This is a genomic window from Micromonospora sonneratiae (genome assembly GCF_042679305.1).
GTDB lineage: Bacteria > Actinomycetota > Actinomycetes > Mycobacteriales > Micromonosporaceae > Micromonospora_H > Micromonospora_H sonneratiae.
In genome coordinates this window covers 1-23534 of the sequence record NZ_JBHTMP010000079.1, presented here as the reverse complement: position 1 = coordinate 23534, position 23534 = coordinate 1, and the positions used below count along the sequence as shown (strand labels likewise).

The following is a 23534-nucleotide window of genomic DNA, read 5'->3' as shown; positions in this document are numbered from 1 at the left end:
GCTTCTTGAGGGCGCCTCATCTTACTTCGGAGGAAACCCATGATCCTGGTGACCGGAGCGACCGGCACGATCGGTCGACACCTGGTACGGGCACTCGACGACGCCGGGGCGTCGTTCCGGGCCCTGGTACGGGACGAGGCCAAGGGCAGAAAACTGGGCTGTGACTTCGTCGTGGGAGACCTCGACGAGCCGGCATCAGTGTCAGCCGCCCTGAAGGGCGTCGACCGCTTGCTACTCAACAGCGGAGGTGCGCTCCCGGTGCCCGGACCGCAACCGATGGTCCGGCAACAGATCGCCGCCATCGACGCGGCCCGCACAGCCGAAGTCGCGCAATTGGTCAAGGTGTCGGCGTGGCAACCCGGCCCCGAGGCGAAGCTGTCGGTGCGGGCGCACTGGGAGATCGAGCAGCATCTCCATGGGTCGGGCCTGACGTGGTCGACCCTGCAACCCACCGGCTACATGCAGAACTTCTTCACCGGCGAGGGCGGGTTTGCCGGTGACAACACGGTGGCGGGTCCGTACGGCGAAGGCCGGGTCGCCTACATCGACGCGTACGACATCGCCGCCTGCGCCGCCGTGCTGTTGACGAGCGATCCCGAGGACGCTGGCACGGTCCACCCGCTCACCGGTCCGGAGGCGCTGACGCACCGGGAGATCGCGGCGAAGCTCGGCGCACCCTTCCGGGATCTGCCCCCCGCCGAGGCGGCTGAGGACCTACGGGCGCGCGGGCTGCCCGACTGGTTCGTGACCGACCTGTTGTGGCTCTACGCGGACATGGCGTCCGGCGGCATGTCCGAGGTGATTCCGACGGTACGGGAACTGACCGGGCGGGCACCGCGCACGTTCGACGAGTTCCTGGCGGCGAACCGCAGCTCGACCACCTTCCGGGTCGAGTAGCGATCGACAGAATCGCCTCCGGCAGTCTGAGGCGCACGGTATCCCGGACTCGGATGAAGACGTGATCCGTCACGACGGAGATGCGTTCTGGCTCTGCCGGTAGCACCCGCCACCAAAAATGTCGAACTTTATCGACATCCGAATGCTGTCGATCGTCCTCTGTAGATATGGGCGCGACATGACCATATGGCCTGCACTATTGTTCGTACCGATGACAGAGGACAAGTGCATCACCGATTCTCCGGCCGGCTGCACTCAACGTGCGTACCTGCATCTGGAACGGGACGTCGAGTTTACCGACCCGCCGTACACCCCCAGCCATATCGCTCTGATGGTGTTCGACCCCGACGAGGTCACCAGGCTGGTAGGGCTTCAACCGACCAAGGCATGGCGTTCCGGCGATCCGATATCGGGAACCTCGAGATTGCGCCGGTTCAGCAGCTGGAAGTACGAGCTACCAGAGGTGCACAACTACATCACCGAAGAGGTCGTCGTTCCCCTGCTGGACGCCATCGAGCCGTACGCCGACGGCATCGACACGGCGTGCCGCACCTTGGGCATGCGCGCCGGCATCATGGTGGTCATCACCATGCACGGCGACCGCAACACCGACGATGGTGAACCTCACGTGTCCACCGCCGCCATCACGTACACGTCGCAGACCCTGCGGCGGCTGGCCCGACTGGGGCTAGCCATAGAACACGACCAGTACGTCTTCTTACCCGACTAGTGGATCCGGCGCCGCCGGCTACTGGGGACGGACCGGGAGCAGGTTGCGTTCGGCGAAGACCTTCTTGGCGACGAGGGTGGCGTTCACCGCCCGCGGCACGCCGCAGTACACCACCGCCTGTAGCAGCGCCTCGACGATTTCGGAGGGTGTCAGGCCGGCGTTGAGCGCGCCGTTGACATGCACCTCAAGTTGGGCCTCGGCCCCTCCGAGACCGGTGAGTATGCCGAGGGTCAGCAGTTCCCGGTCGCGACGCGGCAGTTCGGGCCGGACGTAGAGGTCTCCGTACGACCAGGTGACAGATCGGTGGCTGAGCTCGGGCGAGACGTCGGCAAGGGCATCGAGCAGCTTCTGTGCGGCGCCACCGGCGGCCTGCTGTAGTGCCTCCAGGCCACGCTCGTACTGTTCGTCAGCATCAGCGGTCATGGTCGCGCCCTACCCTTGAGTCGTCGTCTGGTCGCCCGGGGTACCAGCCCCGGGCCCTGCCGATACCCGAGGTCGTGCCGGATAAACAACTCATCTTCCGCGTGACGCTCCAGCCCGGAGCAGCCGTGGCGCTCTGCGACTAATCCACCAGCGTACGGCCGGTGAGGTGCAGGAACACGTCCTCCAGACTGCTGCGCCGCACCAGCACGCTGGCCGGTGACAGCCCCCGGTCGTGCACCTGCGCCACGGCGGCATCCCCGTCCGCCACGTAGAGCAGGATGCGGTCGGGTAGCACCTCGGTCCGCTCACCGATCCCGGCCAGCTTGCCGGCGAAGTCCTCCTGGGACTCGGCGGCGAACCGCAGCTCGACCACCTCCCGGGTCGAGTAGCGGTCGATCAGGTCGCGCGGTGCGCCCTCGGCCACGATCCGGCCGCCGTCCATGACGACCAGTCGATCGCAGAGCTGCTCGGCCTCGTCCATGTAGTGGGTGGTGAGTACCAGCGTGACGCCCTGCTGCTTGAGCCGGAACAGGCGCTCCCAGACCAGGTGCCGGGCCTGCGGGTCGAGCCCGGTGGTCGGCTCGTCGAGCAGCACGATCTCCGGCTCGTTGACCAGGGCACGGGCGATGGTCAGCCGGCGCTTCATGCCACCGGAGAGCGGCTCGACCTTGCTGGCGGCCCGCTCCGAGAGCTGTCCGAAGTCGAGCAACTCGGCGGCCCGGGAGCGGGCTGTCCGGCGTGGAATGCCGAAGTAGCGGGCGAAGGTGGTCAGGTTCTCCTGGACGGTCAGTTCCGGGTCGAGGTTTTCCTGCTGCGGGCAGACGCCGAGCCGGGCCCGGATCGCCGGCCCTTCGCGGCGGGGATCCATTCCGAGGATGCTCAACTCGCCGCCGGTCGGCGGGGAGATGCACCCGATCATGCGCATGGTCGAGCTCTTGCCGGCCCCGTTGGGTCCAAGGAATCCGAACGCCTCGCCCGCGCGTACGTCGATGTCGATCCCGTCGACGGCGGTGAAGTCGCCGAATCGTTTGATCAGCCCTCGGGCGTGGATGAGAGGTCGCTCGGCCGTCACGGTGACGACCCTAGTCGGGCCGCCCGGCCCGCCCCAGCGACTTTTCCCCGACTTTCGCCCACATCGACGAAAGCTGGCAACGCATAGATGGAAGTTCAATCTGCACTCGTCTATCTTTTGAGTTCAGTCGTGAGTGAGTACGGTCCGGCTCAACGAGATCCAGGAGGGAAGCCATGGGTACAGCAGCCACTCCCACCCCGCACTCCAACCCCTGGAGCCGACGCGGTTTCCTCGGCCTCTCCGCCTGCGCGGCGGCCAGCGCGATTTCCATCTCCGGGCCGTGGCACGGCCTGGCCCAGGCACACGACGGCGGTCCGGTCCGCGACCACCGGGGCACCCGGTTACCGGTCGGCAGGATCGGCATCCAGCTCTATTCGGTACGCAGCGACCCGGCACCGTTCGCGGAGAAGCTGCCCAGGCTCGCCGCCCTCGGGTTCAAGGAGATCGAGTTCGCCGGCTATGGCATCGGCAACCCGACCGACGCGGACATCCTCGCGATCCGCCGCATCCTCGACGACAACGGGCTGCGGGCGGTCGGCGCACACCTCGGCTTCGGCACGTTCTGGAACGACCTGACCCGGCAACTCGACATCGCCGAAATGTTGGGCATGGCACACGTCGGCACCGCCGACGCACCCACCGGCAGCCGCTACCGGGCCGACTGGCGGGCAGCGGCCGACCGCTACAACGCCGTCGGCGGGGCGGCGCGGGCCCGGGGCCTGAAGTTCTACCAGCACAATCACGATGGCGAGTACGATTTCCTGCTCGATGCCGGACCGCTGGACGCGGGCGGCAAACCGACCCGGTCCAGCGGCGTACGCGGACTGGAGTACTTCTTCGACCTCACCGAACCCGACCTCGTCCACTTCGAGATGGACATCTACTGGGCCTACCAGGCACAGGTGCGGTTCAGGTCGTACGTCGACGAGAGCGGCGCCACCCGGACCGACGTCTTCGACCCGATCCGGACACTGAGCCGGCGACAGCAGCGCTTCCCGCTGTTCCACGTCAAGGATGGCGTACTCAACGCCGGGGGGACGAGCCTGTCGATGACCGAGTTCGGGGTCCCGGGTGGATACATCCCGTTCGAACGGTTCTTCGACAGCCTCGCCTCGATCAACGATCACCACTACATCTGGGAACAGGACAACGCCGGTTCGACCCCGCCCGAGCAGGGCGGCGTCTACGGCGCGGCGAGCCGCAGCTACGACAACATGAGGGCGCTGCGCTTCTGAGCGCACGAAAGTTAGATCACAAGCAGATCGTCTACAACGGAACTATCTGCTACGGTCACTCCCGTTGCCTCGTCCAACGGGAGGACCACATGTCCGCTACCTCTACTCCTGATGCGCCCCGGTCGCGCTGGCTCGCCCTCGGGGTGATCGCCTCGGGGATGTTGATGATCATCCTCGACGGCAGCATCGTGACCGTGGCGATGCCGGCCATCCAGGACGACCTGGGTTTCTCATCCGTCGGCCTGAGCTGGGTCGTCAACGCCTACCTGATCGTGTTCGGCAGCCTGCTACTGCTGGCCGGACGGCTCGGCGACCTGATCGGCCGCAAGCGCATGTTCCTGGCCGGCACCGCGGTGTTCACCGTGGCCTCGATGCTGGCGGGTGTGGCCACCTCCCCAGCGGTACTGATCGCCGCCCGCCTCCTACAGGGCATCGGCAGCGCGATGGCCGCCGCGGTCAGCCTGGGCATCCTCGTGACACTCTTCACCGAGCCCAGGGAACGCGCCAAGGCGATCGCCGTCTTCAGCTTCACCGGTGCCGCCGGGGCCTCGATCGGGCAGGTACTCGGCGGCGTCCTGACCGACTCACTGAGCTGGCACTGGATCTTCTTCATCAACCTGCCGATCGGGCTCGCGGCGCTCGCGATCGCCATACCGGTGCTGCCCGCCGACCGTGGGCTCGGCCTTTCGGCCGGAGCCGACGCCATCGGCGCCCTCCTGGTGACCGGCGGACTGATGCTGGGCATCTACACCGTCGTCAAGATCGAGGAGCATGGCTGGACATCGGCGTCCACGCTCGGCCTCGGCGCCCTCGCCGTCGGCCTGCTCGTTGCGTTCGTCGTCCGCCAGGCCACCGCGAAGAACCCGCTCATGCCGCTACGGATCTTCCGTTCCCGCAGTGTCTCAGGGGCCAACCTGGTCCAGATCCTGATGGTCGCCGCGCTGTTCTCGTTCCAGATCCTCGTCGCCCTCTACCTACAGAACGTGCTCGGATACGGCGCCGCCAAGACCGGCCTGGCAATGCTCCCGGCGGCGGCGGTCATCGGCGCGGTGTCTCTCGGCGTCGCCGCTCGGCTGAACGCCCGCTTCGGTGAACGAAACGTCCTACTGGTGGGGCTCGTGCTCCTGGTCGGCGTCCTCGGGCTGCTCACCCGCGTCCCCGTACACGCGAACTACCTCACCGACCTGCTCCCGGTGATGCTGCTGGCCGCAGGCTTCGGGCTCGCCCTACCGGCACTGACCACGCTCGGCATGTCCGGCGCGCGCAGCGACGATGTCGGACTCGCCTCCGGCCTGTTCAACACCACCCAGCAGATCGGCATGGCGATGGGCGTCGCGGTGCTCTCCACACTGGCGGCATCCCGCACCGACAACCTGCTGGCGGACGGTCAGAACCGGGCCGCGGCCCTGACCGGCGGCTACCACCTGGCCTTCGCCGTCGGTGCCGGGCTGCTCGTCGCCGCCTTCGTCGTCGCGTTCACCGTGCTACGCCAGCCCGGGCAGCGGCCCATCGCCGGGGAGGAATCCAGCTCCCCGGCCACCGCGCACGCCACTGCCGTCTGACCCTCCCCACAACCACGTCTGACCCTCCCCACGACCAGCGAAAGGTAGATCCGATGAGCACGATCGAGAACGGGACCGTGACGAACGAGGAAGAGCAGAAGCCGGGTGCCGGACCCGCGCCCCGGGTGCTCACAGAGGAGGAACTCTCCCGACTGTTACGCCAGCAGCAGTTCGGCGTACTGGCCAGCGTCAAGCGCAGCGGCCACCCGCACCTGTCCACCGTGCTCTACCACTGGAACCCCGAGGAACGGGTACTACGCATCTCCACCACGGTCGACCGGCTCAAGGTCCGTCAACTGCGGCGCAACCCGCAGGCCGCCCTGCACGTCAACGGTCCGGATGTCTGGTCGTTCGCCGTTGCCGAGGGCGAGGCGGAGGTATCGGAGGTGACGACCGTGCCCGGTGACGCGATCGGGCAGGAACTGCTGGCGATGACACCCGGCTTCGAGGATCCCGCAGACGAGGCGGCCTTCCTCGCCCAGTTGGTGGCGGACCGGCGCGTGGTGATCAGAATCCGGGTGTCCCGGCTGTACGGAACGGCCCTCGACATCCCCACCGGGGACTGACCGGAGATCGGGCGGGCACGAGAGGTTCGAGCCTGGCGGACGGTGGCCAGGTCGGTCCCGGTGGCCAGGTCAGTCGCCGGGGGTGGCCGCGCTCCGGGCCAGCGACACCAGCTGCCCGGTCTCCTCGGCGAGCGCGTCGTCGACGGTCGTACCCGGGTCGTAACGCACCGTCCAGCTCAGACCGTCCACCCCGCTGACCCGCCGGGCGGCCACCCGTACCCCACCGCCGCCAATGCGGTGGTGTGTGGTGTACGCGACCGACCGGGTCACCCGGGTCCGTACCTCATGTGGCAGGTCACCCGGGTCGACCAGCAGATAGGTCAGCGCCGGCCGGTCGGCGACGACGAGGTAGTCGTCGCGCTCCTCGACCAGCTCGGCCGGGGTGACCGTCAGCTCCCGCCCCGACCAGACCGCCTTGAGGATGTCGTGCCAGCCCAACCGCTGTTCCTGATCGGGCAGCCAGAGCCCGTAGTTGGTCGCCACGACGACCCGGTCGCCGTTGGCCACCGACGACCAGGCCAGCACCCGTTCGTCACGGTCCAGGGCGGGCCGTCGGTCGGCGGGCAGCTTCGGCCGACGTCTGAAGATCCCCATCGGCTACAGACCTCCCGCTGCCTGCTCACGCAACGCCCGGGCGTGCTGCTCCAGGGAGAGCAGCTCACCGAAGAGCGCGAAGTACTCGTCCTTGTTGGCCACCGGGTTGACCCGCTGCACCTTCGACTTGAGGTTGGCGATCCGGGCGGTGACCGAGCCCCACTCCAACCGGGCCAGGGTGATCGAGACGTAGCGTGGGTCCGCGTCCCCGTCGAGCCGGAGCGGCTCGACGGCCAACTCACCCACCAGCGCCTGGGCGGCCAGGTCCGGGCAGGCGTCGCGGATCTGTTCGATCCAGACCACACCGCCGGTCGCCGCCGCCGCGCCGCCGGCCTCGGCCACCGCCTGGCGCACCACCAGGTGTACGGGGTGCTGGTAGACCTCCGGGCCGAGCGCGTCGAACATCGGTCCGGCCAGCACCGGCACCTGGATGGCGAGCTTCAGGGCCTCCCGTTCGACCATGGCCTGCGGGCTGTCCCCGGCTGGCGCGGCCGGGGTCGCCCGGGCGGCCGACGGGGTGGGGCCGGCAGCACCCTTGTCCGGGGTGGCTGCGGCGGCCAGCACCGCGCGCTGCACCGGCTCGATCTCCATCCCGAGGTCACCGGCGAGCTTGCGGACGTACTCGGGGCGCTTCTCCCGGTCCTTGATCTTGGCTACCAGCGGTGCGGCCCGGCGCATCGCCTCGACCCGGCCGTCGACGGTGTCCAGGTCGAACCGGCTGATCACCTGACGCAACGCGAAGTCGACCAGCGGCTCCCGGCGGGCGACCAGGTCGCGTACGGCCATGTCGCCCTTGGCCAGCCGAAGGTCACAGGGGTCCATGTTGTCCGGGCTGACCGCGATGAAGGTACGCCCGACGAAGCGCTGGTCCTCCTCGAAGGCCCGCAGCGCCGCCTTCTGCCCGGCGGCGTCCCCGTCGAAGGTAAAGATGATCTCACCGGCGATCGCGTCGGTGTCCATCAGCAGCCGACGCAGTACGCCGATGTGGTCGGCACCGAAGGCGGTGCCACAGGTCGCCACGGCGGTGGGTACGCCGGCCAGGTGACAGGCCATCACATCGGTGTAGCCCTCGACGATGACCGCCCGGCCCTGCTTGGCAATCTCCCGTTTTGCCTGGTCGACGCCGTAGAGCACGTGCGACTTCTTGTAGATCGGCGTCTCCGGCGTGTTCAGGTACTTCGGGCCGTCGTCGCCGTCGAAGAGCTTGCGGGCGCCGAAGCCGATCACGTCGCCGGTCAGTTCCCGGATCGGCCAGAGCAGCCGGCCCCGGAACCGGTCGATCAGCGATCCGGAGCGGGCCTCCCGGGCCAGCCCGGCGGTGATCAGCTCGGGAGCGGTGAAGCCCTTCTGCCGCAGGTGCCGGGTCAGGTGGTCCCAACCCTCGGGGGCGAATCCGCAGTCGTACCTCTCGGCGGCGGCCCGGTCGAAACCCCGTTGGGCGAGGAACTCGCGGGCCGGACGGGCCCCGGCGGTGCCGAGCTGGCTGGCGTAGAACTCGACGGCGGCGGCGTGCGCGGCGACCAGCCGCTGCTTCTGCCCGTGCTGTTGGCGGATCGGGGCGGCACCGGTCTCGATGTAGCGCAGCTGGATACCGGCCCGACCGGCCAGCCGCTCGACCGACTCGATGAACGTCAGGTGCTCGGCGTCCATCAGGAACTTGATCGCGTCGCCACCCTGACCACACCCGTGGCAGAAGAAGACGTTACGGGCAGGTGCCACGGTGAACGAGGGCGTCTTCTCGTCGTGGAACGGGCACAGGCCCTTGAGGTTGCCGCCCCCGGCCGACTTGAGCGTGACCGTTTCGGAGATCACGTCGGCGATCGAGGTGCGCTCACGGACCAGCGCGATGTCCTCGTCCCGGATCCGGCCCCCCGCCATCCTCGCCACCCCCTCCGGCGTACATCCTGCCCTGCCGCCTCGGGTGGTGGCACTTCAGGGGGCCCGTGCCGGCGGGTGACTGGGTCGACTGCGGGTAACGGCGTGGCCAGTTTTACCGACACCGTGTCGGCATGATACCAACGACGTGTTGACAAGAGGTGCTGCCGACGGGACGACGGCACAGCTCCACGCCCGACTTCGCCACAGAACGGGACCAAAACAGCATGATGACCGCCCTGGGCAAGCTAGTCGCCCAATCCCGGACCCGCGCCCTGCTGGTCGTCGGGATCTGGATCCTCCTCGCCGGAATTCTCCCCCGCCTCACCCCGACCATCGACGAGGTCAAGGAGGACGGCGGCTCCAACGCCGCCCCGGCCGGCGCGGAATCCGCCGCCGCCCGGGACCTGCTGGTACAGAAGTTCCCCGACCAGCAGGGGGTGCCCGCAATCATCGTGATCCGCAATCCGGGCGGACTGCAACCCGCCGACCAGGCCGAGGTGAAGCGGATCAGTGACGCGATGACCGGCCCGGACGCCCCACCCGGGGTGGCCGGCGCGGTCTCCACCACGACCGTACCGGCACCGGCCGCACAGGCGCTGCTCTCCGAAGACGGCACCACGACCATGATCCTGGTACCGATCGAGGGAATCCCCAGCAACGACGAGCGGTTCAGCGAGACGGTCAAGAAGATCCGGGAAATCGCCGGCCCCGGCCAGGGAGCTACCGAGATCCGGCTCACCGGGCCCGCCGGCATCGCCACCGACGCCACCGAGGTCTTCCGCAACGCGGACTTCGTCCTGCTCGGACTGACCGTACTGCTGGTGCTGATCATTCTGCTGCTGATCTACCGGTCCCCGCTGCTGGCACTGATCCCACTGCTCGGCGTCGGGGTCGCAATGCAGGTGACCAACGCGGTGGGCGCGGCCCTGGCCGAGGCCGGCATCATCAAGATCGACTCGTCCGCTGCCTCGATCATGACGGTACTGCTCTTCGGTGCGGGCACCGACTACGCCCTGTTCGTCCTGATGCGCTTCCGGGAGGAACTGGCCGACACCCCGGACCGCTACACGGCGATGCGGGCCGCCCTACGCAAGGTCGGCGAACCGGTGATCTCCAGCGGCGGAACCGTGGTGCTGGCCCTGCTCACGCTGCTGCTGGCCACCGTTCCCAGCACCCGGGAATTCGGCTCGTTCCTGGCCCTCGGCGTCTTCTTCGTGCTGCTGATCAGCCTCACCTTCGTCCCCGCCGCCGTGGTGCTGCTGGGCCGGGCCGCGTTCTGGCCGATGAAGCAGGCCCAGCGCGTCCCGGACGAGCGTTCACTGTGGGGCCGGGTCTCCGGTCTGGTGTTGCGCCGGCCCGGCATGGTCGCCGCCGGTACCGCCACCATGCTCGGTGCGCTCGCCCTCGGCTTCCTCACCTACACCCCCAACGCCAACCTGGTCAGCGACTTCCGTGGCGACACCGACTCGCTACGCGGACAGCAGATGCTCTACCAGGCCTTCCCGGCCGGACAGCTCGCCCCGACCACGGTCCTCGTCTCCGGCGCAGACCCGTCCACCAGGGCGACTGCGGTCGGCGAGGCGATCCGTGGCGTCGACGGGGTCAGCCGGGTCGGCCAGCCGATCCTCTCCGCCGACGGTCAGACCGCCCGGTTCCAGGTCGTCTACGCCGACGACCCGTACGGCACCCCGGCCCTGGACCGCACCGAGCGGGTACGCGAGGTCGCCCGGGCGGCACTGCCCGACGGCACGGTCCTGGTGGGCGGGGAGAGCGCGAACGCGCTGGACAACCGCCGGGGCAACATGCGGGACTTCCTGGTCGTGGCGGCGGCGATGGCCGTACTCATCATGGTGGTCCTGGTCCTGCTGTTGCGCGCGGTCCTGGCTCCCCTGGTGCTGCTGGCCACCACGGCACTGTCGCTGCTGTCCGCCCTCGGGGCGACCAGCCTCACCTGGGTGGCGCTGGCCGGCCAGTCCGGCACCAACGACCGGGTGCTGCTCTACTGCCTGATCTTCCTGGTCGCGCTCGGGGTCGACTACAACATCCTGCTGGCCAGTCGGATCCGTGAGGAGACGGCGGAGCACGGCTTCCCGAAGGGCATCGGGATCGCGCTGACCCGTACGGGTGGGGTGATCACCTCGGCCGGGCTGATCCTGGCCGCCACGTTCGCCGTGCTGATGACGCAGCCGTTGAACACGCTGCTCCAGTTCGGCTTCGCCATGGCGGTCGGCATCCTGCTCGACACCTTCCTGATCCGGGGGGCGCTGGTCCCGGCACTGTTCCGGCTGATCGGCCCGAGGATCTGGGCGCCGGGTCGACCGCCGGCCGGGCCGGCTGCCCAGGTCGCGGAGGGCGCTGAGGCCGCGCAGGTCGCGGAGGCCAGGTAACAACCGGTAGTAATGCGCCGGCTGGGACGGCGGCGGTGCGGACTGCGCCGCTGTCCCAGCCGGCCCGACGTCCGGTGGTCACCCGGCGTCTGATGTCACCCAGGCGTCCGATGTCACCCAGGTGTCCGGTGGTCACTCAGTCGGGCAACGCCGCGGTGAGGTCGAGTTCGACGAGCTGACCGGAGAAACCGAGTCGCGCAACGCCCAGCAGGGTGCTGGCCGTGGTGAACGCTGGCCCGATGACCGAACCGGTGAGCCGTTGCCACACGGCAGCGAGAACCGCACCGTCGTCGCTGACCACGTAGATCACCGAACGGACCACGTCCTCCGGTCCGGCACCGGCGGCGGCCAGCGCGGCGGCGGCATTCGCCGCGACCTGGTCGACCTGTGCGTCGATGTCACCCGGACCGACCAGCGTCCCGGACCGGTCGAGCGGGCACTGACCGGCCAGGTAGGCGGTCCTACCGGCCTCGACGATGGTGATGTGGTGGTAGCCAGGAGTTTCGTGCAGCTCCTCGGGATTGACTCGGTTGATCTTGTGGGTCATGGTGCGGAGTGTGGCACGAATCCCGACCCGGGACAGCCGAATAATCAGTCCACCGTCCCGAACCGGGGTGGACGCACGATCACCAGCAGGACCACGAGGACGACCAGCGAACCCGCCAGGATCCAGACCGGCCGGTCACCGAGCAGGGCCCCGAAGCCGCCACCGGCCGCATAGCAGGTGATTCCGAGAAAACCCATGGTCCAGCGCCGGGCGGTACGGCTACGGCGATGGCTGCGCCGGATCCAGTCGGAGAACTGCTCCCCGATGTTCAACACCGTGCCGCTCTGGTAGGTCGTCGTCGTCTTGGCCCCGGACGTACGGACGAAGAGCACGGCCAGCAGTCCCATGGCCACGGCACCGACAAAGGCGGACACCAGGTGCTGCCCGATGCGCCAGTCCCAGGGCGCCAGGACCCGTGCCAGCACCGCCCACAGCACGACGACACCGATGATCGCGACCAACTCCCAGCCGGGCGGCGCACATCGGTGCCGTCGGACCCGGTGCCTTATCCGGGTCGCCAGCCCACCCCCCAGGCAGAACCCGAAGATCGACACCAGGGCGACCGGCCAGTCCGGAAACCGTCCGGCCAGCCCCATTCCCACGTGGATGAGGTTGCCCGACTGGTTGGCGGTGAAGACGCCGTAGGTCAGCAGGCTGAAGGCGTCGGCGAAGCCGGCAACACCGGTGGCCAGGACCAGCGCCAACACCGGGTACCGGAACTCCGACTCGGCGTCCTGCCACCGCCTGTCGTCACTGTCCGACCCCTGACCGGGGTTGCTCCCCCTGCTCACCGCGACCCGGCGTCAACTCACCGCGACCCGGCGTCAGCCGGATGCTCCCGACCCGGGTCGGATGTCCCCGGTCGGCTCGGCCCCCTGCACGAAGCCCTCGTGGCCGGTCGGGGAGAACCGGTCGAACACCTCCAGCACCGCCGGTACGCACCGGTCCGGCACCAGGACCTCGACCCGGATCCGGTCGGCCAGTTCGAGATCCCGTCGGTAACCGCGGACGACCTGGGACCGTGGCGCCTCGGTCGAGATGTGGGCCTCGGACACGATGATCGAGGCGGCACCGGCGGCCATCAGCGCGTTCCTGAGGTCGCCGGAGTCCACCAGATCCGGATCCAACAGCCCGGTGACCACCCGGCTCTGCTCCGCCTCGGTCAGGCCGGGCCGCGTACCCACCGGTGGCCTGGCCCCACCCGGTGGTGATCCACCGCCGGGCAGGCTGGACACCGGGTCGAGGTGGTAGGCGTCCATGCCCTGCTGGATCTGGTCCAGGTTGCCCTCGTCACCGGTCGGGACCCGGAGCCCGACGGTTCGTTCGACGGCGGTGGCGATCAGCCAGGTCAGGCAGAACGAGAAGAGCACCACCACGACGACCGCCAGCAGTTGCCTGCCGAGCAGGCCGAGTCCTCCCCCGAAGAGGAGCCCGTCCGCGCTCAGGCTGTTGGCCCTGGTCTGCGCGAACAGGCCGAGAAGCAGCGAGCCGAGCATGCCACCGACCCAGTGCACGGCGAGTACGTCGAGCGCGTCGTCGAGCCGGAGTCGGTACTTCAGCCGCAGCGCGGTGTGGCACACGAATCCGGCGACGGCACCGATGACGAGGGCGGAGAGCGTGCTGACGAACCCCGCGCACGGGGTGATGGTGGCGAGCCCGGCGACGGCTCCGGAGACCGCGCCCACCACGGTCGGGTGGCCGTCCTCCACCCGTTCCATCAGCAGCCAGATCAGCATTCCGGCGGCGGCGGCCAGGTGCGTGTTCAGCAGCGCCTGCGCGGCCACCCCGTCGGCCTGGAGTCCGTCACCACCGTTGAAGCCGAACCAGCCGAACCAGAGGATGCCGCCGCCGAGGATCGTCAACGGCACCGAGTTCGGCAGGGTACCGGTCTTCGGCCAGTTCCTCCGGCGACCGACGACGAGCAGCAGGGCCAGCACCGCCGCACCGGCCGAGGCATGCACCACCATGCCCCCAGCCCAGTCCTGCGCGCCGAGTTTGGCCAGCCAGCCGTCGGGGTGCCAGAGCCAGTGCGCCACCGGCGCATAGACGACGATCGACCAGATGGCGAGAAAGACCGCCCATCCGGCGAACCGGAGCCGGCCGGCGGTGGCCCCGGTGGCCAGCGCCGGGGTGATCACCGCGAACATCATCTGGTACGCCACGAACGCCAGGGCCGGAATGGTGACGCCTTCGGCGACCACCCGGAACGCCGGTGCGGGTGGCTTACCGAGGTCCAGCAGCCCGAACAGACCCAGGTTGCCGAAGAGGCCACCGCCGGCGTCGTCACCGAAGGCGATGGTGTAGCCGAGCAGCACCCAGGTGATGCTCACCACCCCGAGGGCGATGATGTTCTGCTGCAACATGACCAGGGTGTTGCGCCTGCGGACCATGCCGGCGTAGAAGAACGCCAACCCCGGCGTCATGAAGAGCACGAGCGCGGCGCAGACCAGCACCCAGGCCGTGTCCCCGGCATTGACGCCGCCGTTCTGCGCCAGCATTCGCGTCTCCCTTTCTCGGTCTTCGGTCGGTGCGGCGACGGCGGGTCAGCTCTTCTTTCCGACATCCGGTCGGAGCGGTGCCATCAGCCCGCCGCGGTACGACTTGTGCTGCGGGATCGGGGTGAAGTTCTCCTTCGCCAGGAGAAACATCCAGGTGGCGAGGACGAACGGCGCGGTGAGCGTCGGGATGCCGTACGGGGCCAGCACGGTGGCCAGCATCGCCTGGATGAAGACGGTGGCCACGATGCCGAAGAGCGCGTAGATCACCGCTGGTACGGAGGGCTTGAACAACACCCCGCCCAGGGCGATGGCGGTCAGTACGGCGTTGAAGCTCCACAGCCCGGATTCCACGTCCTTGGCACCGGCCTCGAACCAGATCGCCAGTAGCGCGGCGACCACCGTGCCGATGAGGGCGAACAGTGCCGACCGCAGCGAGTTGATCGCCAGTCCGATCAGGATGATGATCCCGCTGATCCAACTGGCGATGAGGAAGACCTGGGCGACACCCTCGAACATGCCGAGGACGGTGTCCCCGTCGAAGTAGGCCGCCTCGGCCCCGCCGTGCCCGGGAAGTGTGGGTGGGGTCGGGGTGTGCAGACGCAACCGGACCAACTGGTACACGCCCATCAGCAGCGTCCAGGTGGTCAGCACGAACGGGAAGGTGAAGGCCGGCGACCCCCAGGTCTTCATGATGTTGTTCCAGGCCAGCGTGACCACGGTGGTGGCCGCCGCACCGAACACCACGTACAGCCAGACCAGCGCGTTGCCCCGCAGGAAGAGGAGCACCCCGATCCCGGTCAGCAGTGGGCTGAAGCCGAAGAGCCCGGACCGCAGCGAGTCCCGGTCGGCCCGGAGCAGGATCGCGGTCAGGGTGCCGACGACCACTCCGACGACCGCGCCACCGAGCAGCCGGGGATTGCCGGAGTCGAACGCCCCCCAGGCGATCGCGATCAGGATCACCAGCCCGGTGAGCGGGTTGTTCTGCAACATCACCTGGGCGACGCCACGCAGGCAGGCATCGACGAACTCGATGACAGGGCTACGGTCGGCCAGCCGTTTCCACGTTGCCTTGATGTCGGCCATGCTGCTTCCTCTCCTCGGCCGTCGGTGGCCGCTCCGGCGGCCGTCAACGCCAACTGAAGACCGGTGGCACTGGCCGCCCGACGGCCTCCTGCCGGGCCAGCGCGCAGAACTCGCGTACCTTCGCCCGCACCGGCTCGGTCTCCGGACCGAGCACCTTGTAGATCAGGCCGGCGTCGTTGGGGAGCCGGCTCACCCCGGCGGCCAGCGGTACGTCGTCCGCCCAGACCGGCGCGCACTGGTCGTACACCCGCGCGGCACAGGCGGGTGAGGTCAACAGCACGACGTTGGCGAAGACGTGGAACTGGTCCAGCACGCCGGAGCGGTCGACCCCGAACCGGCCGGGGTCGATCAGGAACTTCTCGACGAACAGGTCCGGCCCGTCCGGGCGGGCCGCCCGCAGCGTCGAGGAGAAGAGGTCGTACTTGAAGATCTCCCCGTCCAGGTGGTACTTCCGGCCGGGGGCGAGGATCTCCGCGTACAACATGGTCGCCGTCTCCGGCAGGCGGATCCTGGTGTACGTGACGAACCGGCTGTTCCGGTAGGGGATGGTCTGCTCCGGCAGGTACTCCAGGTAGGCCCCGTCGGCCAGGGTGATGTCCTGGATCTGGGTCGCGTAGTTCGCGTCCATCTGCTGGATCTTCATCGCGGACTGGCTGGTGACGTGTGCCTGTGCCCCCTCGGCCAACGACATGCTGATCCGCAGCCGGTCGCCCTGGAGCACCCCGCCGGAGGTGGTCAGCATGAAGATGCAGGCCATCTCCGGCATGGCCTCGTCCCAGTACAGCGCCCGCTGCACCAGCAGCGGTGCCTGCCGGTACAGGTCGGCCAGCACCGTCCGGCCGTCCCGACGCTCGAACCCGAGCCGCAGCACGCCGACCTTTCCCGGGGCACCGCTGGGCAGCTGGGCCGGTTCGTCGTGGTACGGCGCCAGTTCCGGCGCGTCGTCCAAAGAGATCATGCCGGGATTTCCAGGTCGAACAACGCGTTACGCCGGACCAGTGCGATGAGGTCGTCGATCCCCTCGCCGGTCTTGCAGTTGGTGAAGACGAACGGCTTGCCCTTGCGCATCATCTCGGCGTCGCGGGCCATGACGTCCAGGTCGGCTTCGACGTACGGGGCCAGGTCCGTCTTGTTGATGACCAGGATGTCCGACTGCGAGATACCCGGACCGTTCTTCCGTGGGATCTTGTCGCCGGCCGCCACGTCGATGACGTAGATGAAGTAGTCGACCAGGGCCGGGCTGAAGGTGAGCGTGAGGTTGTCACCGCCGCTCTCGATCAGGACCAGGTCACTGTCCGGGAAGCGCGCCTCCATGTCCTCGACGGCGGCCAGGTTCATGCTCGGGTCCTCGCGTACCGCGGTGTGCGGGCAGGCCCCGGTCTCCACCCCGATGATCCGCTCCTCGACCAGCACCCCGGTCAACGCCCGGCGGACGTGCTTGGCGTCCTCGGTGGTGACCACGTCGTTCGTGACCACCAGTACCCGGAGCCCGTTCTCGACCAGCTTCGGCACCACCGCCTCGATGACGGCCGTCTTGCCGCTGCCGACCGGTCCCCCGACGCCGATCCGACTCACTGTCTTCATGTCTTTTCCCCCGTACGCTGCTGTCAGTTCATGAACATGCGGACATGCGCCTGCACGTGTGCCGCCGCCAGGACGTCGACCACCGGCGCGAAGGTCGCCATCTCGTCCAGCCCGGCGCTGGCCACCCGCCGGTACTCCTCGGCGGCCGTCTCGTTGACGGCGAACAGGATCGCCTGGGTGTCGAGGTGGTCGACCCGCATCAGTCGTACGGCGGCACTGAGCACCATCACCGCGGCGCCGTACTGGTGGGCGGCGAAGGCGTCCTCCTCGGACAGGCCGAGGGTGGCGAAAAGTGCGCCGAGCGCCACCGGGTAGGTGACCGGGACGCTGTCCCCGGTGGCGTCCCGGAACCGTTTCTCCAGTAACGACTCCCCGACGATGTGGGCCGCCGCCTCGGCCAGCTTGCGCCCCATCCGTACGGTCATCGTCCGGGTCTCCTCGTTGAGTTTCCGGAGGAAGACCGCCTCGTCGGCCCGCCGGATGCCGTCCAGGTCGCCGGCGACGGCGCTGCGGTGCGCGGCCAGCAGGGCGACGCCGTCCCCGGTGGCGGCCTGGTGGACCGTCGTACGGACGAACTCGTGCAGGGTCGTCCGGTCCCGGACGACCCCGTTCTGCACCGCCATCTCCAGTCCGTTGGAGAAGGCAAAGCTGCCGACCGGGAACATCGAGTCCCCGAATTGCAGCACCCGCAGGGTCGTCGACATCGTCCGCATGGTCGGCCCCGGTTCAGTTGGCGCTGGCCGGCAGGTGGGTGTGCGGCAGGGCATCGGCCGGCAGGTCGACGTGTGCCACGGTGTCGGCCGGCAGATGGGTGTGCGGCGTGGCGTTGGCCCCGCCGAAGAGCCGCCGGGCCTCGTGTGGCGCGAGATAGGCGATGACCTCGGTGCCGGGCACGAACTCGTGGGTGACCCCCACGAAGGCGTGGGTACGCATCACCGAGTCCATCACCTTGCGGTCCACGGTGAGCGGGACGTACATCGTGGCACCCTTGACCACCGCCGGCCAGTGCTGGTTGCCGATGGCGTGGCCGAGTTCGACCGCCGAGCGGATCCGCAGTTCCTGGGGTTGCAGGTCGAGCCTGGCGAGGTCGATCACCATCACGTCGCCGAGTTCGATCCGGGCCACGATCGCCGACGCGCCGGCCTCGTCCCAGAACAGGATGTCCCCGTCCCGTAGCCGGGTCCCCCGCCCCAGTGACACGGCGATCTCGGTGCCGTCCCGGGTCTGTTTGCGTAGCCGGTTCTTCTGGGCCTCCCACTGGTCCAGCAGCAGGGTGTCCACCTGTGCCGCCTTCAGCCGGACCTCCCAGTCGGGCTCGTTGGCGTTGCCGACCACCGATTCGACAAGCATCTTGTTCTCCTTGGTCATGGCCGCTCCGGGCCCTGGCACGTTCTGGGTCGCGGACGCCGCTCAGCTGAAGAAGTAGAGCTGGCTCATCGGCAGGTTCTGCGCCGGTGGCACCGTGGCGTGCTTACCGTCGATCTTGACCGCGAAGGTCTCCGGATCGACCTCCATCTTCGGCAGCCGGTCGTTGCGGATCATGTCCTTCTTGGTCAGCCCCCGGGTCCCGTAGACCGGGATGATCTGCCGCTGGAGGCCGAGCTTCTCGGCGATTCCGTTCTCGTATCCGGCCTGCGACACGAAGGTCACGCAGTTGGCGGTGAGCGCGGAGCCGAGGGCCCCGTACATCGGCCGGTAGTAGATCGGCTGCGGGGTGGGCAGGGAGGCGTTCGGGTCACCCATGATGGACCAGAAGATCTGGCCGTTCTTGATCACCATCTTGGGCTTGACGCCGAAGAACGGCGGCTCCCACAGCACCAGGTCGGCCATCTTGCCCGGGGCGATGGAGCCGAGCACGTGCGAGATGCCCTGGGTGATCGCCGGGTTGATGGTCATCTTGGCCACGTACCGCAGCACCCGGAAGTTGTCGTTGTTCGGTGAGTCCTCGGCCAGCTTGCCCCGGACCTTCTTCATCTGGCCGGCCAACTGGATCGTGCGCAGCCAGGTCTCGCCCACCCGACCCATCGCCTGGGAGTCGCTGGACATCATCGAGATGATGCCCTCGTCCAGCAGGACGTCCTCGGCCGCGATGGTCTCCGGGCGGATCCGGCTCTCGACGAAGGCGACGTCCGAGGGAACCTTCGGGTTGAAGTTGTGGCAGACCATGATCATGTCGTACAGCTCGGCCTGGCTGTTGATGCCGTACGGCACGGTCGGCGTGGTGGAGCTGGGCAGCACGTTCATCTGGCTGGCGACCTTGATAATGTCCGGCGCGTGACCGCCGCCGGCCCCCTCGGTGTGGAACGTGTGGATGGTCCGTCCCTCGAAGGCGGCGATGCTGTCCTCGATGTAGCCGCTCTCGTTGAGCGTGTCCGTGTGGATACTGACCTGCACGTCGTACATCTCCGCCACGGTCAGTGCGGCCCGGATCGCCTCCGGTGGCGAACCCCAGTCCTCGTGCACCTTGAAGCTGGCCGCACCCGCCTCGAGCTGCTCCTTCAGCGGCCCCCAGCCGGAACAGTTGCCCTTGGCCAGGATGCCGACGTTGATCGGCAGCCCTTCCAGTCCCCGCATCAGGGCGTGGATGTTCCACGGGCCGGGGGTGATGGTCACCCCGTTGGAGCTGTCACTCGGTCCGGTGCCGCCGCCCCACAGGGTGGTGACGCCGTTGCTGAGCGCCGCGTACGCCTGTTGCGGACAGACCATGTGCACGTGCGGGTCGATGCCGGCCGCGGTCAGGATGAGGTGCTCGCCGGAGATCGCGTCGGTACCCGCACCGGTCACCAGCCCCGGCGTGACCCCGTCCATGATGTTCGGGTTACCGGCCTTGCCGATGCCGACGATCTTGCCGTCCTTGACCCCGACGTCGGCCTTGACCACACCGATCGTGGCGTCGAGGACCGTCACGTTGGTGATGACGAGGTCGAGTACGCCGCCCGAGTTCTTGGTTTGGTTGTTGGCCCCCATGCCGTCGCGCAGGGTCTTGCCGCCGCCGTACATGACCTCGTCACCGAGGACCCGCAGGTCCTTCTCGATCTCGATGTACAGGTCGGTGTCAGCCAGCCTGATCTTGTCGCCGGTCGTGGGGCCGTACATCCCGGCGTATTCCTGCCTGGAAATCTGGCTCATTCTGGATTTTCTCCTATGCTGCTGCCACCACTGGCCGCATGACCCGTCGGACTACTTGTTGTTGCCCTTTTTCGAGGTCGACTTGAATCCGCGGATCTCGACCTGACGTGCCGCCTCCGCCCGGTCGGGCTGATATCCGGGAATCGGCCCCGGGCCGGTCCAGCCGTTCACCAGACCGTTGAAGCCGTATACGCGTTGCCGGCCACCGAACGGCACAAGTTGTACGGTCTTCTTGTCGCCCGGCTCGAATCGGATCGAGGTCGTCGCCGGAATGTCCAGCCGCCAACCGAACGTGGCGTCCCGATCGAATTCGAGATTGCGGTTCGTCTCGTAGAAGTGGAAGTGGGACCCCACCTGGATCGGCCGGTCGCCGGTGTTGTGGACCTCGATCTGGATGGTGGGCCGCCCGGCGTTCAACTCCAACGGTTCACTGGAGAGGACGTAACCGCCGATCGGGCGGATGTGCTTCGAGTTGGGCCCTGGATGCCGCTTGGGATCCACCATCTTCTTCCTCGCTTTCTGGTCCGCGCCCTGGCCGCCACGGTTCGGCGGCACGCCGTTCAGCTGGTTGGCAAATGACAGTGGTTCACTGGATGGGCGAGTGGACGGTGACGAGGCGGGTGCCGTCGGTGAATACCGCCTCGACCTGGATCATGGGCAACATGTCGGCCACCCCGTCCATCACGTCGGCCTTGGTGAGAACGTGGGCGGCATCGTGCATCACTTCCTCGACGGTCTTGCCCTCACGTGCCCCTTCGAGCGCCGCAGCGGCGATGACCGCAACCGATTCCGGATGGTTGAGCTTGATCCCCTTGTTCCTGCGCGCATTCGCAACCTGAGCCAGGGAGTGAATGGTCAGCTTGTCGAACTCTTTGGGAGTAAGATGCACGGTCCTTTTCCCTTTCGCTCCACCGCCGGTCCCGCCCCGATCCACGGGCACCGACATCGGTGGCAAGTTTTGGCAAATCTGATCCGCGGAGGTTGACGCTTCCCGGACGAGCCGACTCCTCAGAAAGCCCCTGACCTGCGCGGGGAGACCCAGCGGCACCGGCCTGCGGCACGGACCGGGAGGAAGTGACCGACTGCGTCCAGCGAGGCCAGCCTAGCAACGCATATGCCTACGTATGAGGCAAATCGGAAGAGGGGTAGCTTTCGGGCGAATCACACCAATCCACGCTGCCCGTCACGCGCAGACGCGGCCCCACCACCCTCGACCATCACCCCACCGGCAACCATCCGCTACCGAACGTCACCTATCGGTCCGACGCGCGGATCGCCGGGCAGGCCCCGACCACCAGCCACGCGAATGCGGCTCACCTCTTCCCTTTCCTCGCGAACATCGCTATATCTACATGGCTAACTATCGCTCCTGGGGAGGAACGAGTGAAGAGATCCATTGCCGCCGCCAGCGCGGCGCTACTCACCAGCGGCCTGTTGGCCGCTGTGGCATCGACTGCGCAGGCGGCACCCCCATCGCCCGCCGCAGACCCGTCCCCCGTCGGACGGGCGAACCAGGTCCTCCGGACCAACCCCGGTGCCGTACAGGCCACGGCCGGAGAGTCGTACGCGGTGTACAGCTCCAAGGTCGACTCCAACGGTGCGGCACACGTCCGCTACACCCGCACCTACCAGGGCCTACGGGTCTACGGTGGCGACTTCGTCGTACACACCGCAGCCAACGGCAGCTACGCCGGCACCTCGGTCGGGCTGGCCGCCCCACTGACGCTGAGCACCACCGCCAAGGTGACGAAGGGCCAGGCCGCGAAGGCCGCCCCAGCGCACTTCTCCGGCAAGGTCACCGCTGTCGGTGAGGCCGAACTGTTCGTCGACGCCAGCTCCGGCTACGGCCGCCTGGCCTGGGAGACGGTCGTCGAGGGCTGGGCCCCGGACGGCCAGACCCCGTCCCGGCTGCACGTCATCAGCGACGCGACCACCGGCGCGTACATCGGCTCCTACGACGAGATCCACGCAGTCGCCGGGACCGGTAACAGCATCTACTCCGGCACGGTCACCATCGACACCACGCAGTCCGGCACGACGTACCAGATGATCGACCCGGTACGCGGCAACGGCTCGACCTGCGACATGAACAACGGCACCACGACCTGCACCACGATCACCGACGCGGACAACACCTGGGGTAACGGGACCAACTCCAACCGCCAGTCGGCGGCGGTGGACGCGCACTACGGCGCGGCCGTCACCTTCGACTACTTCAAGAACGTGCACAGCCGTAACGGCATCTTCGGCGACGGACGTGGCGTGCCCAGCCGGGTGCACTACGGCAACAACTACGTCAACGCGTTCTGGGACGGTTCCCGGATGACCTACGGTGACGGCGCCAGCAACGCCAAGCCGCTGGTCGCCATCGACGTGGCCGGTCACGAGATGAGCCACGGCGTGACGGAGAACGTGGTGTCGGGTGGTCTGACCTACTCCGGCGAGTCGGGTGGCCTCAACGAGGCGACCAGCGACATCTTCGGCACCATGGTCGAGTTCTACGCGAACAACACCTCCGACGCCGGTGACTACAAGATCGGCGAGAAGATCGACATCAACGGCAACGGCTCGCCGCTGCGCTACATGTACGACCCGACGTTGGACACCCGCTCGCACGGCTGCTGGTCGTCCACCACCAAGAACGTCGACGTGCACTACTCCTCGGGTGTCGCCAACCACTTCTTCTTCAACCTGGCCGAGGGCACCGGAAACACCCAGTGGGGCACCTCGCCGATCTGTGGCTCCGCTCCGGGGGTCACCGGCATCGGCCGGAGCAAGGCGGAGAAGATCTGGTTCCGCGCGCTCGACGCGTACTTCACCTCCAACACGTCGTACGTCAACACCAGCAACCCGGCCAACACCGCCCGGGCCTACACGCTGCGGGCCGCCACCGACCTCTACGGCACCTGCGGCACGGAGTACAAGGCGGTCCAGGCCGCCTGGACCGCGGTCAACGTGGCGGGCAGCGACTCGCCCTGCTCGGTGGGCGACGACTTCTCCGTCTCGCTGTCGCCGACCGCCGGCTCGGTCGACCCGGGTAACTCCGTCTCCACCACCGTCGCCACCGCCACCACCGGCGGCACCGCCCAGACCGTGAACTTCACCGCCAGCGGCCTGCCCACCGGTGCCACCGCCACCTTCACCCCGAGCTCCGTCACCTCCGGTGCCTCGTCGACCCTGACCATCGGCACCAGCGCCAGCACCCCCGCCGGCACCTACAGCATCACCGTCACCGGTACCGGCACGGCGGTCACCCGCACCTCCACCTACACCCTGACCGTCAACGGACCCGGCGGCGGCTGCCCCGCCCCCGGCCAGAAGCTCGGCAACCCCGGCTTCGAAACCGGCA

22 protein-coding genes are annotated in these 23534 nt (G+C 68.2%); 7 read left to right on the top strand and 15 right to left on the bottom strand.

The window, feature by feature from the left end:
- Positions 1-39 precede the first annotated feature (39 nt).
- Both ACFQ4H_RS30680 and ACFQ4H_RS30675 read left to right on the top strand, forming a co-directional pair.
- Positions 40-897, top strand: coding sequence for an NAD(P)H-binding protein (locus ACFQ4H_RS30680; protein WP_377577843.1), 858 nt, complete (start codon positions 40-42; stop codon positions 895-897).
- A gap of 142 nt (positions 898-1039) precedes the next feature.
- Positions 1040-1627: a DUF4279 domain-containing protein gene (locus ACFQ4H_RS30675; RefSeq protein WP_377577841.1), complete on the top strand. Its 588-nt coding sequence runs from the start codon at positions 1040-1042 to the stop codon at positions 1625-1627.
- An 18-nt stretch (positions 1628-1645) separates the two neighbouring features.
- Here ACFQ4H_RS30675 and ACFQ4H_RS30670 read toward each other — a convergent pair whose 3' ends face one another.
- Positions 1646-2050 (bottom strand): carboxymuconolactone decarboxylase family protein, encoded by a 405-nt coding sequence (locus tag ACFQ4H_RS30670; RefSeq protein WP_377577838.1) that lies wholly within the window; start codon positions 2048-2050, stop codon positions 1646-1648.
- Positions 2051-2189: 139 nt separating this feature from the next.
- On the bottom strand, positions 2190-3122 hold the full coding sequence (locus ACFQ4H_RS30665) for an ABC transporter ATP-binding protein (protein WP_377577835.1): 933 nt from the start codon (positions 3120-3122) through the stop codon (positions 2190-2192).
- A gap of 173 nt (positions 3123-3295) precedes the next feature.
- On the opposite strand from ACFQ4H_RS30665, the gene ACFQ4H_RS30660 reads away from it, so the two are divergent.
- The 3 genes from ACFQ4H_RS30660 (at position 3296) to ACFQ4H_RS30650 (ending at position 6485) form a co-directional block, all read left to right on the top strand.
- Entirely contained in the window at positions 3296-4357 is a 1062-nt protein-coding gene (locus ACFQ4H_RS30660) for a sugar phosphate isomerase/epimerase family protein (protein WP_377577833.1), read from the top strand.
- Between the two features lie 89 nt (positions 4358-4446).
- Positions 4447-5919 carry a DHA2 family efflux MFS transporter permease subunit gene (locus ACFQ4H_RS30655; RefSeq protein ID WP_377577830.1) on the top strand — a complete coding sequence of 491 codons (1473 nt, stop codon included), beginning with the start codon at positions 4447-4449 and terminating at the stop codon, positions 5917-5919.
- A 53-nt stretch (positions 5920-5972) separates the two neighbouring features.
- Positions 5973-6485: a pyridoxamine 5'-phosphate oxidase family protein gene (locus ACFQ4H_RS30650; RefSeq protein ID WP_377577827.1), complete on the top strand. Its 513-nt coding sequence runs from the start codon at positions 5973-5975 to the stop codon at positions 6483-6485.
- A gap of 69 nt (positions 6486-6554) precedes the next feature.
- Here ACFQ4H_RS30650 and ACFQ4H_RS30645 read toward each other — a convergent pair whose 3' ends face one another.
- Both ACFQ4H_RS30645 and dnaG read right to left on the bottom strand, forming a co-directional pair.
- Complete coding sequence (locus tag ACFQ4H_RS30645) at positions 6555-7079, bottom strand: hypothetical protein (protein ID WP_377577824.1); 525 nt, start codon at positions 7077-7079, stop codon at positions 6555-6557.
- 3 nt (positions 7080-7082) lie between these two features.
- Positions 7083-8957: a DNA primase gene (gene dnaG, locus ACFQ4H_RS30640; RefSeq protein ID WP_377577821.1), complete on the bottom strand. Its 1875-nt coding sequence runs from the start codon at positions 8955-8957 to the stop codon at positions 7083-7085.
- A gap of 224 nt (positions 8958-9181) precedes the next feature.
- On the opposite strand from dnaG, the gene ACFQ4H_RS30635 reads away from it, so the two are divergent.
- Complete coding sequence (locus tag ACFQ4H_RS30635) at positions 9182-11344, top strand: MMPL family transporter (protein ID WP_377577818.1); 2163 nt, start codon at positions 9182-9184, stop codon at positions 11342-11344.
- A 136-nt stretch (positions 11345-11480) separates the two neighbouring features.
- On the opposite strand, the gene ACFQ4H_RS30630 is transcribed toward ACFQ4H_RS30635, so the two are convergent.
- The 11 genes from ACFQ4H_RS30630 to ACFQ4H_RS30580 all read right to left on the bottom strand — a co-directional run bounded on the left by ACFQ4H_RS30630 (position 11481) and on the right by ACFQ4H_RS30580 (position 21074).
- Positions 11481-11891 carry a RidA family protein gene (locus ACFQ4H_RS30630; RefSeq protein ID WP_377577816.1) on the bottom strand — a complete coding sequence of 137 codons (411 nt, stop codon included), beginning with the start codon at positions 11889-11891 and terminating at the stop codon, positions 11481-11483.
- 44 nt (positions 11892-11935) lie between these two features.
- The gene (locus ACFQ4H_RS30625) at positions 11936-12682 is read right to left on the bottom strand and encodes a YoaK family protein (protein WP_377577813.1); all 747 of its coding nucleotides are present in this window, start codon (positions 12680-12682) and stop codon (positions 11936-11938) included.
- A 33-nt stretch (positions 12683-12715) separates the two neighbouring features.
- Positions 12716-14389 (bottom strand): ammonium transporter, encoded by a 1674-nt coding sequence (locus ACFQ4H_RS30620; RefSeq protein WP_377577810.1) that lies wholly within the window; start codon positions 14387-14389, stop codon positions 12716-12718.
- Between the two features lie 45 nt (positions 14390-14434).
- On the bottom strand, positions 14435-15472 hold the full coding sequence (yut, locus tag ACFQ4H_RS30615) for an urea transporter (RefSeq protein WP_377577807.1): 1038 nt from the start codon (positions 15470-15472) through the stop codon (positions 14435-14437).
- Between the two features lie 43 nt (positions 15473-15515).
- A complete protein-coding gene (locus ACFQ4H_RS30610; RefSeq protein WP_377577804.1) occupies positions 15516-16430 on the bottom strand; it encodes an urease accessory protein UreD in 915 nt (304 codons plus the stop codon).
- On the bottom strand, positions 16427-17056 hold the full coding sequence (gene ureG, locus ACFQ4H_RS30605; protein WP_377577802.1) for an urease accessory protein UreG: 630 nt from the start codon (positions 17054-17056) through the stop codon (positions 16427-16429). Before ureG ends, ACFQ4H_RS30610 begins: the two co-directional genes overlap by 4 nt.
- Before the next feature lie 23 nt (positions 17057-17079).
- A complete protein-coding gene (locus ACFQ4H_RS30600; RefSeq protein ID WP_377577799.1) occupies positions 17080-17760 on the bottom strand; it encodes an urease accessory protein UreF in 681 nt (226 codons plus the stop codon).
- Positions 17761-17782: 22 nt separating this feature from the next.
- A complete protein-coding gene (locus ACFQ4H_RS30595; protein ID WP_377577796.1) occupies positions 17783-18424 on the bottom strand; it encodes an urease accessory protein UreE in 642 nt (213 codons plus the stop codon).
- Positions 18425-18466: 42 nt separating this feature from the next.
- Positions 18467-20185: an urease subunit alpha gene (locus ACFQ4H_RS30590; protein ID WP_377577793.1), complete on the bottom strand. Its 1719-nt coding sequence runs from the start codon at positions 20183-20185 to the stop codon at positions 18467-18469.
- 51 nt (positions 20186-20236) lie between these two features.
- The gene (locus ACFQ4H_RS30585; RefSeq protein ID WP_377577790.1) at positions 20237-20689 is read right to left on the bottom strand and encodes an urease subunit beta; all 453 of its coding nucleotides are present in this window, start codon (positions 20687-20689) and stop codon (positions 20237-20239) included.
- Positions 20690-20771: 82 nt separating this feature from the next.
- Positions 20772-21074: an urease subunit gamma gene (locus ACFQ4H_RS30580; RefSeq protein WP_377577787.1), complete on the bottom strand. Its 303-nt coding sequence runs from the start codon at positions 21072-21074 to the stop codon at positions 20772-20774.
- A gap of 494 nt (positions 21075-21568) precedes the next feature.
- Between ACFQ4H_RS30580 and ACFQ4H_RS30575 the strand changes: the two genes are divergently transcribed.
- Positions 21569-23534 (top strand): M4 family metallopeptidase (locus ACFQ4H_RS30575; protein ID WP_377577784.1); only part of this gene is annotated, 1966 nt, incomplete at its 3' end.